This window comes from Clostridium beijerinckii (genome assembly GCF_018223745.1).
Classification (GTDB): Bacteria; Bacillota; Clostridia; order Clostridiales; family Clostridiaceae; genus Clostridium; species Clostridium beijerinckii.
The window spans coordinates 1814003-1832278 of the sequence record NZ_CP073653.1; the positions used below are offsets into that span (position 1 = coordinate 1814003).

Genomic DNA, 18276 nt, shown 5'->3' on the forward strand with positions numbered 1-18276 from the left:
GTTAGAGTTTAGAATAGAATTCTACAATTAATGAATCATTGATTTCAATAGGAACTTCTTCTCTTAAAGGGTATCTTATAAGAGTTCCTGAAAAATTATCTTGATCCTTGGCTAGATACGGATAGGTATTAAGAGTATTTGATAAAAAAGTATCCCTAAACAAGTCATTATTTCTGGATTTTTCTTTTAAAGAAATTATATCACCTATATTTACTTCATAAGAAGGAATATCTACCTTTTTATCATTAACTAAAATATGCCCATGAACTACCATTTGGCGAGCTTGTGCAATAGAAGACGAAAGGCCCAGTCTGTAAACTAAGTTATCTAATCTACATTCTAACCTTTTTATTAGAGCATAACCAGTAGGTTCTTTATCTTTTAACGCTTTTCGTACATAGGTGGCAAACTGTTTTTCCATTACACCATAGTATGCTCTGAGTCTTTGCTTTTCAAGTAGTTGAAGGCCATAAGCCGAGAGCTTTTTTGCGTTTCTAGCACTGCCATTGTTGGCTCTTTTCATAGCTTTGGGATGTCCACTAACATTTAATCCCAAGCGCCTACACAACTTGAATCTAGGTTCTCTCATTCTTGCCATAATTATCATCTCCTATAAGGTCTTGCTTTGATAAAAGTTAACCTAAAATAATACAATAAATATAATATACGAATGAAAATTATCTTAATGTTTTCTATTCCAATGGAATAATATTATTTAGAAATCTATATTAATGATTTCATAAATTAGTTTGTACAAGATAATTTATTTGACACGTTGTATTTTTTGGTAATTGAGTTTAATTAGCTAAATTCATGAAATTAAATTCCTTATTTATAAATCGCAAAGTAGGGATAATAAGTCATATATGTTATAATTAATCGGAAAATAAAATAATAAAAAAGTTGGGGGAAGAAAAATGTTAGGAACAATAGTTAATTCGTTAGCAATAATAGGTGGGTGCTTAATAGGGTTAATAGTAAAAGGTAGATTAACTGAGAAGATTAGTAGCACAATAATGAATGGTTTAGCCTTATGTGTATTATACATAGGTATATCTGGTGCTCTCAAGGGAAAAGATACATTGCAAATAATAATCTGTATTGCACTAGGTGCTCTTATAGGAGAAATTATAGATATTGATAGAAGATTAAATGATTTGGGAAATATGATTGAGAGAAAAATAAATGGAAAAAGGAAAAATAATTCTAACGATAAAATATCCATATCAGAAGGATTTGTTACATCTAGCTTATTATTTTGTGTTGGAGCAATGGCAGTGGTGGGGTCTCTTGAAAGTGGGTTACAAGGAAATAACTCAACCCTTTTTGCTAAATCAATACTAGATGGAGTGTCATCAATAATATTTGCATCATCTCTTGGGATAGGTGTAATGTTATCATCAATCGCAATTTTTATATATCAAGGAAGTATAACTTTGCTTGCAGGAGGACTTTCAACAATACTCACTGATAATGTAATTTCTAATATGTCAGCAGTAGGAAGTCTGTTAATAGTAGGACTTGGTTTTAATATGCTTGGGATAAGTAAAATTAAAGTTGCAAATTTGTTGCCGGGAATATTTTTACCAATTATATTTGGATTTTTTTTAAAATAAGTTGACTGGATTTTAATAGAATATAATATTGTTACAATTTCTGATTGGAGGATTTAGAATGAAGATATCTGAACTAAAGAGAAAGTCGAAAAAACAATTAAAAGGAAAATGGGGAATAGCAATAACAACTTTATTTGTAAGTTTAATAATAATAAGTGGATTTTACGTTGCGATGAAGTTGCTTCAACCAGATGGAGGTCTTCTTACTGCTATTGGTGAATGTGTTAGTGTTTTCTTAGGTGGAATGGCTACGTTAGGAACATGCAAATTTGTATTAAATTTGGCATTCAGTAATAATGAGGAAAAGTTTAATGATTTATTTGTAGGCATTAATATTTACTTTAAGACCTTAGGATTATGGATATTGATTAATTTAACTGTATCTATTGCAACAATGTTTTTGATAATCCCTGGTATTATAGTCTCGCTTATGTTTTCACAAGCGTTCTTCATATTATGTGAAGATAACAATAAGTCTATAATAGAATGTTTAAAGCAGAGTCTATCAATTATGAGGGGATATAAGATTCGCTTGTTACTCCTTGAGTTAAGTTTTGTTGGGTGGTGGATTATGTCAATTCTGACTTTTGGAATAGGAGTCTTATGGATATATCCATATCAACAAGTAACTCGTGCCAATTTTTATTTAGAGATAAAAAAGTAATTTTCTTATTTAAATTGCAGCTACATAACATGATAAAATATTTTTTTATTGAGAAAACATTTTCGAATAGTGGAATTATAAGTAATAATTTTTTATTTGACGTACAAAATATTAGACAAAAAAATATAGCCAAAAATTAATATAAGAATTATAATAAATACGTATACTATTATTTATAATAGTCGTAACTTAAGGGGGGCGCAGAATGAAAAAAGTAAAAATAGCACTACTGGGATTGGGGAATGTTGGTCGTGGTGTTTGGATGATTTTAAACTCTAACAAAGAAGAAATTATGAAAAGATGTGGATATGAAGTAGAAATAGCAAAAGTTCTTGTTAGAGATAAAAATAAACCAAGAGGTATTGAAATATCGGACGAACTTGTAACAACTGATTTTAATGAAATATTAAAAGATAGTAGCATTAAAATTGTCGTTGAAGTCATGGGAGGAATGGAACCCGCTAGAGAGTATATGCTAAGATGCATGGAAAACAAAAAGCATATAGTAACTGCAAATAAAATGTTATTAGCAACTGGTGGAGATGAACTTTTTGAAAAAGCTGATGAAAACGGAATTATGTTTAGTTATGAGGCTAGTGTAGCTGGGGGGATTCCAATTATAAAGGGAATAGATGAAAGCTTAACTGCAAATAAAATAGAAACTCTTTATGGAATAGTAAATGGAACAACTAATTACATCTTAAGTAAGATGGAACTTGAAGGTGCTGATTTCGATGATGTATTAAAGGAAGCGCAAGAAAAAGGATATGCTGAAGCTGACCCTACATCAGATGTTGAAGGGTATGATGCACAATATAAATTAGCAATACTTGCTTCATTAGCTTTTGGGTCAAAGATAGATGTGAAAAATGTATATAGAGAAGGAATTACAAAAATTGAAGCTGTTGATATGAAATATGCTAAGGAATTTAAAATGGGAATTAAATTACTTGCTATAGCAAAAGAAACTAATGGCAAAGTTGAACTTAGAGTTCATCCTACAATGATTCCGAAGAAACACCCGCTTTCGAATGTTTATGATTCATACAATGCTGTATTTATAAGAGGAAATGCAGTAGGAGATTTAATGTTTTACGGAAGAGGAGCAGGAGATCTTCCAACTGGCAGTGCGGTGGTGAGTGATATTGTTTCTATTGTAAGAAATAATGTTGAAACAGAAAATCCGAATCCAGTAGTAAAGAATAACCTATGGGAAAGAGAAATTTTAGACATGGGTTCAGTTGAAAGTAAATTTTATATAAGAGCAACTGTTTTGGATGAATCAGGGGTTCTTGGAGAAATTACTGCAATACTTGGAAAACATAATGTAAGTATAAGGTCTGTGATACAAAAAGGTGACGAAGAAGATGGTCAGGTAACTATTGTATTAGTTACTCACAGAACTAGTGAGGCTCAAATTGATGGTGCGGTTGAAGAAATTACTAGCTTAAAATCTGTTTACAAAATAGATAACATAATAAGAATAGAGGATTTTAAATAAATTCTAGCCCGAACGTACAGCTTCGTTTGTTGGAAAAATAGGTAATATTCTAGTAAAGATTAATGTTAATGCCACTTATTAAATGTAATAAGTGGCATTTTTTTTAATTAAAAGTTTTTTGAAAAATCTTAAAAAATATGATACGAAAATTAAGTAAAATATAGAAAAAATATGTTATAATTACTTTATATTTGAAAAATTGGACAATATATGAGTCGATTTGAATAATAGATTATTTATTTAGTGGAAAGAAAGGGGTGGTCATTTTTGCCCGGAAAAATAAAAAAGATGATTGACGAAATCATTCAACAAAGATCAAAGGGGAATCCTGCTATTACGGAAATGACTATAGCTAAATTAATTCTAAAAGGAATTAATCCCAATAAATTTGATATAAATTCTCCAGATGATATGACAATAATTAATAAACTTCTTGATATTGCTAGGCAATTAAATGTAAATAATTTGGATAATATTGAAAAAAGTATAAGATCATCATCCTCAAGTAAAATAACGGAGGAGGATGCAGTAAAGGATATAAAAAATCAATTAAATATTAACGACATAAAATTAGTAATATTTTTTGCATCTTCTAATTATAATCAACAAAAGATAAGTTCACTTATGGAAGAAGAATTCAAGGGATGTATTGTTGTAGGGTGCTCTACGGCAGGAGAACTTGCAAGCGGAGAAATATTGGATAATTCCATTGTTGCAATGGCTATTAACTCTAATATTATTTCTGATATAAAAGTTGAATTGGTTGGAAATATAAAGAAAAATTTAAATTTAGAGCCTGCTTTTACTTCTTTTGAAGAATACTATAAAGAAAGTTTATATAATATGAGCTCAGAAAAATTTGTTGGTATAACATTAATAGATGGATTAAGCATGAAAGAGGAAAGAATAATGGATCTGATAGGTGATAGGACTAATGTGTTCTTTGTTGGTGGTTCAGCTGCGGATAACAATGAGTTCGTAGAGACCTATGTTTCTGTAAATGGATATACTTCGACAGATTCAGTGGCTTTAATTTTAATAAAGATAAGCGATGATGCTGAGTTTAGTGTTATAAAAACACAAAGTTTTGAATCTTTGGATTATAGCTTCGTTGCAAATAAAGTGGACGAAGAGAGAAGACAAGTAATTGAATTTAATAATAGACCAGCTGCGTTGGAATATGCAGATGCTGTGAAAGCTGATAATATTAAAGAAATTTCAAAATATTTTATGAGTAACCCACTAGGATTGATGATTGAAGAGAATGATTTTTTTGTAAGATCACCTCAGAGAGTTATAGGGACAAGTATGATGTTTTATTGTAATATACTTGAAGGAATGGAGGTTAAACTTTTAAAAGCTACAAATATTATTGATGATACAAGAAGGATAATTAAAAATAAAGCCAGTGAATTAGGAAAAATTGATGGGATTATAAATTTTCAATGTATACATAGAACTTTGGAATTAAAAAGGAAAAATTTGTCAGATGAATATGCTAAAATATTTAAAGATATTCCTACTATAGGATTTTCAGCTTATGGAGAACAGTATATAGGTCATATAAATGACACATCTACAATGCTAATTTTTAATTTAAAGACAGGAAAATAAACAAAGAACAAAAGAATAAGAAATTTAAATATATACTTTTTATTGAATATTACAATGTTTTGAAGCGAGGCTATAAGTAATGAAGAATTTAGAAAACTTTTTTTATAAAGCTAATATTCTTATCGTTCATGAGTACTTTGAAGATTCACGTGTGCTAATAAAATTTCTTAATTATAGAGGATATATAAATATAAAAAGTGTTAAAAAAAGTGAATCAATCATAAAATCAATAAAAGAAAATATACCAGATATGATTTTAATAAATATAAATTTGGAAGCCATTAATGGATATGAGTTATGTGAAGTTATAAGAAAAGATGATGATTTGATGGATGTTCCAATTATTTTTATAAACACAGGTGGAGAAGCTATTGATAGAAATAAAATATATATTGTTGGAGGAAATGATTATTTAAGTACCCCCCTTGAATACGAGGAAGTTATAAATAGAATTGAAATGCATTTAAGAATTAAGTTTATGGAGCATAAGATAAAATTTCATAAAGGTAATTATGATACAACATCTACTGAATTAAAGAGTTGGAATAAGGTTTTATTAAAAAGAAACAGTGATTTGGTTAATGAAGTTATTGAAAAAGATAATCAATTAGATGAGATAACATTTGAGTTAAAAGAATTCAACATTATATTGGAAGAAGAAATGAATGAAAGAACTAGAACAGAAGAAGCGTTAAAGGAAAGTGAGAGACAGTTACGACATTCCATAGAAGAAGCACCAGTCCCAATAATGTTATATACAGAAGATGGATTTGTAAAGAAGATCAATAGATCATGGAGTGACATTACCGGATATAGACTTGAAGATATTCCAATGATTTCAGAATGGGCAGATATTTCAGAGGCTTTTAAAGAGGAATTGAGCAGTACAAATATAAAAAAATTATTTAATTCCGAGAAAAGGCAAAACAATGGGGAGTTTTCTATAAGGACACATGATGGAAATATAAGAATCTGCAATTTTTATTCAGCATATATTGGTGATTTAGAGGATGGACATAAATTATTCATGAAAGTAGCCATAGATGTGACAGAGAAAAAGCATATGGAAGAATTGCAAAAAAGTGTTGAAGAAGAGAGGAAAAAATTATATGAAATTAAGGAATACGACAGAATAAGGACGGAATTTTTTTCTAATATATCTCATGAATTAAGAACACCGATTAGTGTTATTTTCTCGGCGCTGCAAATACATGAACTTAGGTTAAAAGATTGTATATTTGAAAATAGAAGTATTGATAAATATAAATATACTAAAATAATGAAACAGAATTGTTATCGTATTTTACGACTTATTAATAATATTATAGATATAACAAAAATTGATTCTGGGTATTTTAATATCAATGAACATAATATTGATATTATCGCTCTTATAGAGAATATAACTTTATCAGTGGCTGACTATATTGAGAATAAGGGACTGTCTCTTATATTTGATACGAACGTGGAAGAAAAAATTATGTCATGTGATCCGGAAAAAATTGAAAGAATTATTTTGAATATACTATCAAATGCAGTAAAATTTACTTCAAGTGGTGGAAAAATAACTGTTAGTATTGAAGATTGCTATGATAAAATTTGTATAAAAATTAAAGATACAGGAAGAGGTATTCCACAAGATAAATTAAATTCGATATTTGAAAGATTTATACAGGTAGATAAATCTCTAGCTAGAGATCATGAAGGAAGTGGAATAGGACTTTCTCTTGTAAAGTCCTTAGTTGAGCTGCATGGTGGAGTAATATCTGTAAAAAGTAAAATAAGCTGTGGCACTGAATTTGTTATATATATCCCATGCAAACTAGTAAAAAATGCAGAAGAGCAATATTCGCTTTGCAGCTCTATAGGCGGAGATTGTATTGAAAAAATTAATATAGAATTTTCGGATATCTATAATTAAAATTATAGATTTCAATTATATTACAAAAATAATCCTTCATCGTAATTCTAAAAATATTACAAGAATTTTAACAGTAATTATGAAATTATACATTGTGCAATGTGAATTCTAACATGTACATGCTTGTAAAATATTTCTTTTATAATGTAAGTATATGTGAAAAAAAGTTAAGATAATATAGTAAAAAGATATTTTTACTTACTTTTTTTAAGAGTTTTAAACAAATGTTGAATATAAATTTAATATTTGTTACTATATTAGTGTGTTTAATAGGTTAGAGATAATGAGGTTTCAAACAATTAATGGGACTTTATTTATCTCTTTTTGATTGTTATAGGCACTGAGAAATGAGAATTTAAACTATTTGCCCCCAAAAGGAATGTTTCTAGAGTGCGAGGAATAATTTGCTATTGCATATATCTAAGTATTCAAGTAATATAGTTTCCACACTTTATATGCTATGTTATTAGAAATATTACCTTTTAATAATATATGAACCTCTGTATTTATATAGCTTCATAAATACAGAGGCTTTTTAATTCCATTCTTTATGTTATAATTTAAGCAAAAGAAATAAAATACAGTGTGGAGGAAAAGGATGGGGAATAATAGAGATTTAATTAGATATTTAAAGATATTATTAAGCGCATATTTAATTATAGGATTAATTTTAATTTTTAGTAGTTCTATGGTTTTAGATTTAAGTCTTAATATTTTAACAATAACAGGCATATTTGTGGCGTGTACACTGGTATATGGAGTATTAATTAGAAATAAAAAATATATATCTACGGCAATTATTGTTGCCTTGTTATATGTTGGTGCAATTATCATATATAGTCCTTTAATTAGTTATAATGCTCATAGGAATTTAATAGGAAATATAGAAGAAATGGATTTTTCTAGCCAAATAGAATATATTGATATAAACCAGTTGCCTATTATTGATAAAGAACTTGCATACAAGCTAGCTGATAAAAAATTAGGTGAAATTACTAGTCTTGGGAGTCAAGTGAGTGTTGGTCAATTGACATTACAAAGTGTAAATGGTCAACTATGTTATGTTGGACCACTTGAGCATTCTTCTTTTCTTAAATGGATTAGCAATAGAGAAGGAACGATAGGGTATATTAAGGTAAGTGCTACAAATCAAAATGATGTAGAGTTGGTTACCCAGCTTGATGGAAAAGATATTAGGCTTAAATATTTAAATTCTGCATATTTTCTTAGTGATTTAAATAGAGCGGCTTACTTTAGAGATATGAAAGCAGGGCACACAGATTATACTTTTGAATTAGATGATAGCGGCAGACCATATTGGGTCATTACAAGATATGATACTGGCGTGGGCATTACAGAAGAAAAGGCCATAGGTGCATTAATAATGGATGCTCAGACAGGTGACTCAACTATTTATAATATTGATAATCTACCAGAATGGGTAGACAGAATACAGCCGATGAAATATATTAATAGGTATATTAACAAATGGGGAGAATTGGTTCATGGTGTTTTGAATTTTACGGATAAAGATAAACTTAAGACAACAACAGATGGTATGAATATTATATACGATAAGGGTGTCTGCTACTATTATACAGGTATAACGTCAGTAGGAAGTGATGAATCACTTGTAGGATTTATGCTTACAAATACAAGAACCGGAGAAACTAAAATGTATAAAACGGCTGGTGCTACAGAAGAAGCAGGCATGAGATCAGCAGAAGGAAAAGTACAACAGTATGGTTATAAAGCTACTTTTCCATATCTGATAAACATACAAAATGAGCCGACATATTTTATGACGCTGAAAGATTCTAATGGATTAGTTAAGCAATATGCTATGGTGAATGTAAAAAATTATAACACTGTAGGAGTTGGAGATACACTTCAAGCTACTTTAAATAAATATTTAGAGGGATTAACCAATACTAATATTTCTCTCGAAAGTGGAAACCAGGAAGAAGTTATAAGAGGAGAAGTAGAAAGGATAGGTCTAGTTATAAAAGAAGGTACGAGTATTTATGACATTAAGTTAAAAAATAATGAAAATATTTTTTCGGTTTCAACGGAGACATCTAGAGAGGTTGCATTAACTCAGGCTAACGACTCAGTGGAAATGAAGTTTATTAAAGTTGGAGATAATAGATATATTATAACCAATTCATTTAGTAATCTTTCTTTTGTTAACAGTGAGAAACAGAAAAAGGAATAGGAAGAAAATAATTAAAATTAAGTATTGCAATTAAAAGGGAGCTATGATATACTAAAATAGTTCCTAAAGGGAATAAAAAAATATATCAAAGATTTAATTATATTAAAATTTCTCCTTATGAGAAAGTATTATTTAACTAAGTCTTTAAATTTGGAGGAATTGAAAATGGAAGATAAAACATTAGTATGTAAAGATTGTGGAAAAGAATTTATATTCACAGTTGGAGAACAAGAATTCTACAAAGAAAAAGGATTCGAAAATGATCCTGTAAGATGTGCAGATTGTAGAAGAGCTAGAAAGCAACAAAACAACAGAAGATAGTTTCTGTTTGCAAAGATAAGCTATAAGATATTATTCTTATAGCTTTTTTATTATATATTGGTATATATAGGATACTATTAATTGACAAACCATACACTAATTTATATGGTCATTTTGAACCCCTTCTCTTTTAACTGAATGTCTTTTTCTGTTTGGATTGTGGTTCATATTTTCTTGAGTTATAGGAGTTTGATGATTGCATTTTTCCATTCTAGCATGTTTGTTATCAGGTTGACTATCTTTTGGCATAATAAAAACCTCCCTTAAACAATAAATTTACATATTAATTTTTTGCTAAGTGATACAATATTATTCGTAAGCTGTAGAAAAAATAATAACAATATTAGTTATATTATTAATTAAATAGAAAATAAATAAACCTGCTAAATAATATATTAATTATACCTATATTATTTAGCAGGTTTATTCAAATCTATTTTCAGTATATAGGTTATTTGGTAATAGTTAATCTAAACAAAAATTAATTAAGGTTCAAATTTAAAAAGCTTGTAGCTTCAATTTCACTAATATTTTTTATAACTGAAACTTCTTCAACTAAAAATTTGTAAGCAGTATTAAATAATTGTTTTTCACTTGAACTAAGTGATTTTTTCTTATTCATAAGAATCAGATCGTAAACTACTTCTGCACTATCTTTAAGTAATCCAGATCTTATTTTTTTTGCATTAGCTTGATATCTTTCCTTAGATGATGCAAGTTCAAATTCACTACTTTTATTTTCAAGAGTGAGCAATATATGATCTAAGGTAGAGTTATCGCAAACTTTTCGTAAATTTGAGTTAGATGCCTTATCACTTGGAATCATAATTTCTAAATTATTTGACGTAATCTTTACTATTATGTATTCCTTGGTATTTCCTGAAAAAATCTTATTTTCTATTCTTTCAACAGTGCCTATGCCTTGCATTGGATAAACAACTTTATCTCCTATCAAAAACAAAAAACACACCTCCTTAAATGGTTGTTCTATTATTATAACACATTATTAAAAAAAATAAAACTTAAATATATCATATCTATTATTTCATGTCAATAATATTTGTGTTTTTTTAGAATGTAATATTAATTCTTTGATAACTATATACGTAAAAATTTATATGACAATTAAAGGTAAAAAGTAAATTGAAAAATACATATTTAAAGAAATTATGATAAGTAATAATAATACAAAAAATAAATTAAATGTAAAAAATGTAAAAAAATATAGAAATATAAGTAAAACAACAGCTTGATAATAAATAATATGTGATGTAAAATTAAGGAAATGATTACAGAAAAGAGGGGGTTGCTGGCGTGGGGGTTCATAATAAAAAAGTTATAAAAAGTGAAAGAAAAATAAAACGGAAAAATAAGAATTTACTTGCTGATAAGATTTTGGCTTATAATCCTGTGTTTTTGGAAGGAATTGCAGTATATAAAGATGCAAGTAGAAACTTTATATTTTTAATATTTCTTGGAGCTTTGTTAATCGACTTTCCGATAATATCAGTGCCTTGTTGTATATTGTCTATGTTTTTTATTATTAGAATGTTGCAGTTTATTAAATATAAAAGCATAAATAATATAGTAAATGAAATAGCAAAGGATTTATCTTTTAAAGGGATATATAATAAAGGTAAAGTAGAGGATATGTTAAATGATTTTAAAGTTAAATATGGAGAAGATATCGTTGAGTATGAACAATTGGTAAGCATGTTGGATAAATATGAAGCTTTAGTAACAAATATTGAATTTGCTTTAAAAAATATAACTTTCAAGGATAAAACAAATATAGATAACAAAGAAGAACTTATAATAGATAATAGTGAAATTACTTTCTTTGAAAATGATAATAATATAAATTGTGAAATATATAATAGGGATGAGCATAAAAATACGAGAGTAAATAATTATTATAGAAGTTTTAATGAAAAATTTTCTGTGCTTTATAAAAATGGTGATGGAGAGATTAAGAGAGTTAACAAAGCAATTGAGTTCTTTGATGATGGAGATAATGAAAACATTAACGAAAATGCCGTTGTCCTAAAAAATGTTAATAAAGAAAATAAAAATCTTACAGTATATTTATATAAAAAGTCATCGCCACTACAAAAAAACGTATTGTGATGAGCTAACATTTATAATAAAGTTAGTAAAAAGTAAACTTCTATTGACTGTAGTATATGATTTGATATCGCAGTTATAGGAGTTGTCTTTTTTTTTATTTTGTAATAAAATCTAATGAGTGTAGTAATATGTATTTATTAAAATTAATTATAAGTATAATTATATTAGATTACTTATGGAGGAAAAAATGCAAGATATAATGATAATAGGCATAGCTGGAGGAAGCGGGTCAGGTAAAACTACTTTGGCTCAAAATATAAGAGAAGCTTTTAGTGATGATATAGTAATTCTTTGTCATGATTACTATTATAAATCTAATGAGGGAATTTCTTTGGAAGAAAGAAAAAAACTTAATTATGATCATCCTAATTCCTTTGACACAGATCTACTAATAGAGCAGCTTAGAGAATTAAAAGCGGGAAATACAATATATCATCCGGTATATTCTTTTGTTGAACATACAAGATTAGACGAAACTGTAGAAGTAAAACCAGCTAAAGTTGTAATAGTTGAAGGTATATTAATATTTGAAAATGAGGAACTTTGCGATTTGATGGATATTAAAGTTTTTGTAGATACAGCTGGTGATGTTAGAATAATAAGAAGATTGCTAAGAGATGTAAAAGAAAGAGGAAGAGATTTAGATTCTGTAATCAATCAATATTTAGGTACAGTGAAACCTATGCATGAGGAGTTTGTTGATCCAAGTAAGAGAAGGGCAGACATAATAATTCCAGAGGGTGGTTGTAATGCAGTTGCTTTAAGCATGCTACTGGAAAGAGTAAGGAATTTTATATATAAAGAATAGCAGTACATAATTTTTAAGTAGTATTAAATAAAGTGTGTCTTTTTAAGTTTGAATAAATTTAAAAAGGCATTTATTAATTATTGTAGACAAGTTGGTAGTAATTCATAAAAAGGAGAAGATACGTATGAAAAAGGTAGATGCAGTAATATTTGATATGGATGGGGTATTAATAGATTCGGAAAGAATATCGCTCAAATGTTATCAGGAAGTTTTAAAAGATTATCAATATGAAATGGATGAAAAGATTTATGTAAAATTCATAGGAAGAAATGTTGAGGGTATAAAAGAGGCATTGCAGGAAGAGTTTGGGAAGGACTTTCCTTTCGATGAGATATATAAGAAAAAATCTAAATTAGCATTGGAATTTACTGATAAAAATGGTGTTAAAATCAAGCCTGGAGTACATGAACTATTAGACTACCTAAATAATGAAAATTATAAAATAGCGGTAGCTACTTCAACAAGAAGACAAAGAGCCCTTGAATTATTGGAAAGAGCAAAAATAAAGGAAAAAGTTAATTATATAGTTTGTGGAGATCAAGTTGAAAATTCTAAACCTGATCCAGAAATATTTTTAAGAGCAGCAGAAGGGTTAAATGTTAAACCAAATAACTGCTTAGTTGTTGAAGATTCAGATGCTGGAATAACAGCAGCACATGCAGCGAGTATGACAGGAGTTCATGTTCCAGATATGAAGATATTAGATGATAAGACAAAGAAGCTAGCGTTTAAAATATGTAAGGAATTGGTTGATGTTAAGAGCGTTTTGGAAGAAATTAAAGAGTATTGAATTTAATTAAGTTTGAGAAAGGAACACTAAATTTATGAGTGAAGAGTTAATAAATTCTTATTGGGGAGTTAATTTAGAAAGTAAAGTAATAAGTCAATCTAGTACGACGCTAACTGTGTTGATGCCAGGAATTGGCTATACATTAGACAGACCTCTTTTAGATTATTCGAAGAAATTAGCTCTAGAGTTAGGTTGTGATGTTCTTTCTTTAGAATATGGTTTTCAGATTGCAAGAAAAAACTTGCTTATAGAAAAGGAGCTTCAGCACTTAATAAAAGAATCTATATGTATCTTTAAATCAGCATTAAAAGGGAATTACACCAAGATAGTATTCATATCTAAAAGCATAGGAACTATTGTACATACTCTACTTTGTGATGAGATTAGTGGTTATGAAGTTAAGCATATTTACTTAACGCCTATAGATCATACTTTAGGAGTTGGAATAAAGGAAAATTCGTTAGTAATAAGTGGAACAAATGATCCGCTAATAAATATAGAATCTATTGAAAAAATAAAAAGAATTAATGGTGTAGAGATGATTGAAATAGAAGGAGCTGACCATTCGCTAAATATAAGTAATGATATATTAAGAAGTATAGATGTTATTCGTAAAGTAATTGAGGCTGAAAAGAAATACTTAATATAACAAAAAACATTTAAAGAATGTATTCTTTAAATGTTTTTTGTTATATTAAAAAAATTATAATGTTAGCATTAAATATCATGTTTGTGAAATCTATGACTTCACAGTCAACTAAGATTTTTATGGATTTTATTGATAAATCATTTTAGGTTGAATAACTTTAGGATCATATCCGCTATCCTTGAGAGCTCTAATGATTGCTTCTTTGTGATCATGTCCGAAGGTTTCCATTGTGATATCAAGTTCAACTGCACTGTTACGATTAATACTTACAAATTGATTGTGATCAAGTTTGATTATATTACCATGAGCTTCTGCAATTACCTTAGATACATTGGTTAATTCTCCAGGTTTATCTGGAAGTAAAACAGAAACTGTACAAATACGTTCTCTTTCTATTAAACCATGTTGCACTAGGGATGCAAAGGTAATTACATCCATATTACCACCGCTTATAATTGATACAATCTTTTTATCTTTTACATCTAAGTGTTTTAAAGCTGCCACAGTTAATAAGCCTGAGTTTTCAGCAAGCATTTTGTGATTTTCGAGCATATCTAGGAACGCTCCTATAAGTTCGTGATCCTCGATAGTTATGATATCGTCGAGATTTCGTTGTATATATGGAAAAATCTTAGAACCAGGGGTTTTAACGGCAGTACCATCAGCTATTGTATCTACTGAAGGAAGAGTAGTTACATCTCCATTCTTTAAAGAAACTTGCATGCAGTTTGCGCCAGCAGGCTCTACCCCTATAACTCTTATATTAGGGTTTAGAAGTTTTGCAAGTGTAGAAACACCTGTAGCAAGTCCGCCGCCACCTATTGGAACTAAGATTATATCAACAGTTGGCAATTCTTTTATGATCTCCATTGCTATTGAGCCCTGACCAGTTGCTACGTCTAAGTCATCAAAAGGATGAATAAAAGTATAACCTTCTTCTTCAGCAAGTTTTAAAGCGTAATTGCAAGCCTCATCATAAACATCTCCATGTAAAATAACTTCTGCGCCATAGGCTTTTGTACGATTAACTTTCATTAGAGGAGTGGTGGTTGGCATTACAATTATTGCTTTTGTGTTATAGGCTTTGGCAGCATAAGCTACCCCTTGAGCATGATTGCCAGCAGAAGCTGTCACAAGACCTTTGCTTCTATCTTCCTCTGAAAGTGTGCTGATCTTATAGTATGCCCCTCTGATTTTATACGCCCCCGTTTTTTGCATATTTTCAGGCTTAAAGTAAACTTTATTTCCTGTAATATCTGAGTAATAGTCGCTAAACACTAACTTGGTTTTTAAGATTACTTTTTGTACGATTTCATATGCTTCTTCAAATTTATCAAGTGTCATCATTTTTGTAATATCCCCTTTATATGTATATTGCTTTTAGCTAATAGTTTTATGATAACATGTTAGCATTTTATGTCAAGTAAGAGTTTTTAAGACAATAAGTTTCGTAAATTTAAATCGAAAGGTAACTCTAGGAATAAGGAATAATAAAAAATAACAAGTTAAGATGATGCTGTAATACTATAATTAAATAAATATATTTATCAAAAAGATATATTTATTAGTATTAAAGTGTTAATAGCATTTTTAACTTGTTATTTCTGAGCATTTTAGATAGGAAAAAATTCATAATATATAGTTAAGATATATGATTTTCATAAAGAACTTTTATTGTTAATGTCCTTTATGCTTTTCAAGCTTTTTATTTTTTCTTAACTCGAATTTTCTTTGCTCTTCTTGCTCCTTTTGTTCTTTTGATTTTTGTTTGCGTACAATTTTGCTTTGTTCATGCTGTAATTGCATTGCTATTTGGGCTTTAGTTCCTATGCCTTTAACATTAACCTCTTTTCTAATGCTTCGTTGAAGCCTTTTAGGATTAGGTTTTGCTGGTGATTTGAAGTCATCAGACAATACTGGCGAACTAAAATTTAGACGATAGAATTTTTTCAGTATGAGCTCGTAAACTTCCTCGTCTTTTGGTTCTGAGCCGAAGGTAACTTTGCATACCTTATATTCACCATTTTTAATACTTTCAAAGACACCAATCCAAAATGGATCATCAAAAAGAACTGTTAATTTAATTATTGTTATCATAATTAAATCCTCCTGTAGTATATAAATTCACAGAGAATGGACAACCCCAGGAGGGCAGGTTACTGCTATATTATAATATAGGTTCTGACTACCAACAGAAACAGTGTTTTTATCTCTTTAAATATTATTATAGTAGAAGAGTATACTAATGAAAAGAGAGGTTGTTATTAATTATATTTATATTATGTCTTCTATGACTTAGTAGATAATCTAGATAAAGCCTATAAAAATAGAATTATTGATAAGTTTTATAGAGAAATTTAGGTTGAAACATAAAAAAATAGCCAGTTTTAATAAACTGACTACATTTTTTTATTAACTGACTATATTATTTTAGTTGTCCAATCTTCGCAATTCCAAGTTTCTGTTATTATATTTCTATAAAATTCAGGTTCATGCGAAACTAACAGAATTGTTCCTTTATATTCTTTAAGCGCTCTTTTTAACTCATCTTTTGCGTCAACATCTAAGTGATTAGTAGGTTCGTCAAGTATTAATATATTAGTTTCATTATTTATAATTTTACAAAGTCTAACTTTTGCAGCCTCACCACCAGATAGAACTCTTATTTGTGATTCTAATTGCTTAGTTGTAAGTCCACATTTAGCAAGAGCAGCTCTTATTTGATATTGAGTATATCCAGGGAATTCCTGCCATAATTCATCTATACATGTATTGCTATTATTGCCTCTATCTTCTTGTTCGAAATAACCTATGTATTGATAATCTCCTAAATGAACTTCTCCACTTATTGGTTTTATTATACCAAGTAAACTTTTTAGAAGAGTTGATTTACCAAGCCCGTTAGCCCCGACTAATGCTATTTTTTGTCCTCTTTCCATATATAAATTTAATGGTTTTGTAAGAGGAGAGTCATAACCTATAACTAAATCTTTAGTTTCAAAAATAACTTTGCCTGAAGCTCTAGCAGATTTGAAGTTGAATTCTGGCTTTGGCTTTTCTTTTGAAAGTTCAATTATATCCATCTTATCTAGCTTCTTTTGTCTAGATTTAGCCATATTTGCAGTAGCAACATTAGCTTTATTTCTTGCTACGAAATCTTCAAGTCTTGAGATTTCTTTTTGTTGCTTTTCATAAGCAGCTTCTAATTTTTCTTTATTTATTGCATATATCCTTTGGAATTCATCATAATCTCCAACATATCGTGTAAGTTTTCTTTCATCTACATGATATATTAAATTAACTACTGAATTTATAAATGGAACATCATGGGATATTAATATAAACGCATTTTCATATGATTGAAGATATCTTTTTAGCCATTCGATATGTTCTTCATCCAAGTAGTTTGTAGGCTCATCTAAAAGTAAAATATCAGGAGATTGTAATAATAGTTTTCCTAGAAGGATTTTGGTTCTTTGTCCACCAGATAAATCATCAACGTCTTTATCTAACCCTAGGTCTAAAAGCCCAAGACCCTTTGCAACTTCTTCAACTTTTGGATCAATAACATAAAATCCGTTATGATCAAGCATGTCTTGAATTACAGCAGTTCTTTCCAGCATTTTATTTAACTCATCCTCAGTACAATCCCCCATCTTTTCGTATAAAGAATTCATTTCTGCTTCTAGATCAAAAAGATATTTAAAAGCATCTCTTAAGGCATCTCTTATACTTTGACCTTTCATTAATGCTGCATGCTGATCCATGTAACCAACTCTAACATTATTAGACCAAATAACATTCCCTTCATCAGGCATTAGCTTACCAGTTACTATATTCATAAATGTAGATTTACCTTCTCCATTAGCACCAATAAGACCAACATGTTCACCCTTTAATAATCTAAATGAAACATCTTCAAAAATAGCTCTATCTCCAAATCCGTGATTCATATTTTTAACAGTAAGTATGCTCATCAATTACCTCCAAAAAACTTATAAAATTTGCAACTAAGTGAAAAGACTCCTAAAATAAGAGAAAAATAATAAG

The 18276-nt window shown here is 29.0% G+C and carries 17 protein-coding genes; 11 read left to right on the forward strand and 6 right to left on the reverse strand.

The features are described from left to right. Position 1 precedes the first annotated feature (1 nt). Complete coding sequence (rpsD, locus tag KEC93_RS08290; protein ID WP_039770608.1) at positions 2–598, reverse strand: 30S ribosomal protein S4; 597 nt, start codon at positions 596–598, stop codon at positions 2–4. 319 nt (positions 599–917) lie between these two features. Here rpsD and KEC93_RS08295 point away from each other — a divergent pair, with 319 nt between their 5' ends. The 7 genes from KEC93_RS08295 (at position 918) to KEC93_RS08325 (ending at position 9852) form a co-directional block, all read left to right on the forward strand. Beyond that, the gene (locus tag KEC93_RS08295; RefSeq protein WP_077305796.1) at positions 918–1616 is read left to right on the forward strand and encodes a DUF554 domain-containing protein; all 699 of its coding nucleotides are present in this window, start codon (positions 918–920) and stop codon (positions 1614–1616) included. A gap of 58 nt (positions 1617–1674) precedes the next feature. Beyond that, complete coding sequence (locus tag KEC93_RS08300; RefSeq protein ID WP_023976274.1) at positions 1675–2280, forward strand: DUF975 family protein; 606 nt, start codon at positions 1675–1677, stop codon at positions 2278–2280. Between the two features lie 205 nt (positions 2281–2485). Next, a complete protein-coding gene (locus KEC93_RS08305) occupies positions 2486–3781 on the forward strand; it encodes a homoserine dehydrogenase (RefSeq protein ID WP_077868745.1) in 1296 nt (431 codons plus the stop codon). A gap of 267 nt (positions 3782–4048) precedes the next feature. Beyond that, entirely contained in the window at positions 4049–5395 is a 1347-nt protein-coding gene (locus KEC93_RS08310) for an FIST signal transduction protein (protein WP_077868746.1), read from the forward strand. 79 nt (positions 5396–5474) lie between these two features. Continuing rightward, positions 5475–7316 (forward strand): ATP-binding protein, encoded by a 1842-nt coding sequence (locus KEC93_RS08315; protein ID WP_077828805.1) that lies wholly within the window; start codon positions 5475–5477, stop codon positions 7314–7316. 598 nt (positions 7317–7914) lie between these two features. Beyond that, positions 7915–9531 (forward strand): cell shape-determining protein, encoded by a 1617-nt coding sequence (locus KEC93_RS08320; protein WP_077868747.1) that lies wholly within the window; start codon positions 7915–7917, stop codon positions 9529–9531. 165 nt (positions 9532–9696) lie between these two features. Further along, the gene (locus KEC93_RS08325; protein ID WP_011968881.1) at positions 9697–9852 is read left to right on the forward strand and encodes a zinc-ribbon domain-containing protein; all 156 of its coding nucleotides are present in this window, start codon (positions 9697–9699) and stop codon (positions 9850–9852) included. Positions 9853–9948: 96 nt separating this feature from the next. On the opposite strand, the gene KEC93_RS08330 is transcribed toward KEC93_RS08325, so the two are convergent. Both KEC93_RS08330 and KEC93_RS08335 read right to left on the reverse strand, forming a co-directional pair. Then, positions 9949–10101 carry a hypothetical protein gene (locus KEC93_RS08330; protein ID WP_011968882.1) on the reverse strand — a complete coding sequence of 51 codons (153 nt, stop codon included), beginning with the start codon at positions 10099–10101 and terminating at the stop codon, positions 9949–9951. Positions 10102–10333: 232 nt separating this feature from the next. Next, a complete protein-coding gene (locus KEC93_RS08335; protein ID WP_011968883.1) occupies positions 10334–10813 on the reverse strand; it encodes a CarD family transcriptional regulator in 480 nt (159 codons plus the stop codon). 353 nt (positions 10814–11166) lie between these two features. On the opposite strand from KEC93_RS08335, the gene KEC93_RS08340 reads away from it, so the two are divergent. The 4 genes from KEC93_RS08340 to KEC93_RS08355 all read left to right on the forward strand — a co-directional run bounded on the left by KEC93_RS08340 (position 11167) and on the right by KEC93_RS08355 (position 14226). Then, on the forward strand, positions 11167–11979 hold the full coding sequence (locus KEC93_RS08340; protein WP_054249140.1) for a hypothetical protein: 813 nt from the start codon (positions 11167–11169) through the stop codon (positions 11977–11979). Between the two features lie 187 nt (positions 11980–12166). Beyond that, entirely contained in the window at positions 12167–12787 is a 621-nt protein-coding gene (gene udk / locus KEC93_RS08345; protein WP_077868748.1) for a uridine kinase, read from the forward strand. 124 nt (positions 12788–12911) lie between these two features. Further along, a complete protein-coding gene (locus KEC93_RS08350; protein WP_023976268.1) occupies positions 12912–13577 on the forward strand; it encodes an HAD family hydrolase in 666 nt (221 codons plus the stop codon). Positions 13578–13611: 34 nt separating this feature from the next. After that, on the forward strand, positions 13612–14226 hold the full coding sequence (locus KEC93_RS08355; RefSeq protein WP_077868749.1) for an alpha/beta fold hydrolase: 615 nt from the start codon (positions 13612–13614) through the stop codon (positions 14224–14226). Positions 14227–14352: 126 nt separating this feature from the next. Here KEC93_RS08355 and ilvA read toward each other — a convergent pair whose 3' ends face one another. From ilvA to KEC93_RS08370, 3 genes are all read right to left on the reverse strand, one after another. After that, positions 14353–15573, reverse strand: coding sequence for a threonine ammonia-lyase (gene ilvA, locus KEC93_RS08360; RefSeq protein ID WP_077828807.1), 1221 nt, complete (start codon positions 15571–15573; stop codon positions 14353–14355). A 330-nt stretch (positions 15574–15903) separates the two neighbouring features. Next, on the reverse strand, positions 15904–16323 hold the full coding sequence (locus KEC93_RS08365; protein WP_077868750.1) for a YjdF family protein: 420 nt from the start codon (positions 16321–16323) through the stop codon (positions 15904–15906). Between the two features lie 323 nt (positions 16324–16646). Beyond that, a complete protein-coding gene (locus tag KEC93_RS08370; RefSeq protein WP_077868751.1) occupies positions 16647–18203 on the reverse strand; it encodes an ABC-F family ATP-binding cassette domain-containing protein in 1557 nt (518 codons plus the stop codon). Positions 18204–18276: the final 73 nt, after the last annotated feature.

What these genes read in the sequence shown, in the direction of transcription:
- rpsD (WP_039770608.1), bottom strand. Translation starts at nt 598, where the DNA reads ATGGCAAGAATGAGAGAACCTAGATTCAAGTTGTGTAGGCGCTTGGGA.
- KEC93_RS08295 (WP_077305796.1), top strand. Translation starts at nt 918, where the DNA reads ATGTTAGGAACAATAGTTAATTCGTTAGCAATAATAGGTGGGTGCTTA.
- KEC93_RS08300 (WP_023976274.1), top strand. Translation starts at nt 1,675, where the DNA reads ATGAAGATATCTGAACTAAAGAGAAAGTCGAAAAAACAATTAAAAGGA.
- KEC93_RS08305 (WP_077868745.1), top strand. Translation starts at nt 2,486, where the DNA reads ATGAAAAAAGTAAAAATAGCACTACTGGGATTGGGGAATGTTGGTCGT.
- KEC93_RS08315 (WP_077828805.1), top strand. Translation starts at nt 5,475, where the DNA reads ATGAAGAATTTAGAAAACTTTTTTTATAAAGCTAATATTCTTATCGTT.
- KEC93_RS08320 (WP_077868747.1), top strand. Translation starts at nt 7,915, where the DNA reads ATGGGGAATAATAGAGATTTAATTAGATATTTAAAGATATTATTAAGC.
- KEC93_RS08325 (WP_011968881.1), top strand. Translation starts at nt 9,697, where the DNA reads ATGGAAGATAAAACATTAGTATGTAAAGATTGTGGAAAAGAATTTATA.
- KEC93_RS08330 (WP_011968882.1), bottom strand. Translation starts at nt 10,101, where the DNA reads ATGCCAAAAGATAGTCAACCTGATAACAAACATGCTAGAATGGAAAAA.
- udk (WP_077868748.1), top strand. Translation starts at nt 12,167, where the DNA reads ATGCAAGATATAATGATAATAGGCATAGCTGGAGGAAGCGGGTCAGGT.
- KEC93_RS08350 (WP_023976268.1), top strand. Translation starts at nt 12,912, where the DNA reads ATGAAAAAGGTAGATGCAGTAATATTTGATATGGATGGGGTATTAATA.
- KEC93_RS08355 (WP_077868749.1), top strand. Translation starts at nt 13,612, where the DNA reads ATGAGTGAAGAGTTAATAAATTCTTATTGGGGAGTTAATTTAGAAAGT.
- ilvA (WP_077828807.1), bottom strand. Translation starts at nt 15,573, where the DNA reads ATGATGACACTTGATAAATTTGAAGAAGCATATGAAATCGTACAAAAA.
- KEC93_RS08365 (WP_077868750.1), bottom strand. Translation starts at nt 16,323, where the DNA reads ATGATAACAATAATTAAATTAACAGTTCTTTTTGATGATCCATTTTGG.
- KEC93_RS08370 (WP_077868751.1), bottom strand. Translation starts at nt 18,203, where the DNA reads ATGAGCATACTTACTGTTAAAAATATGAATCACGGATTTGGAGATAGA.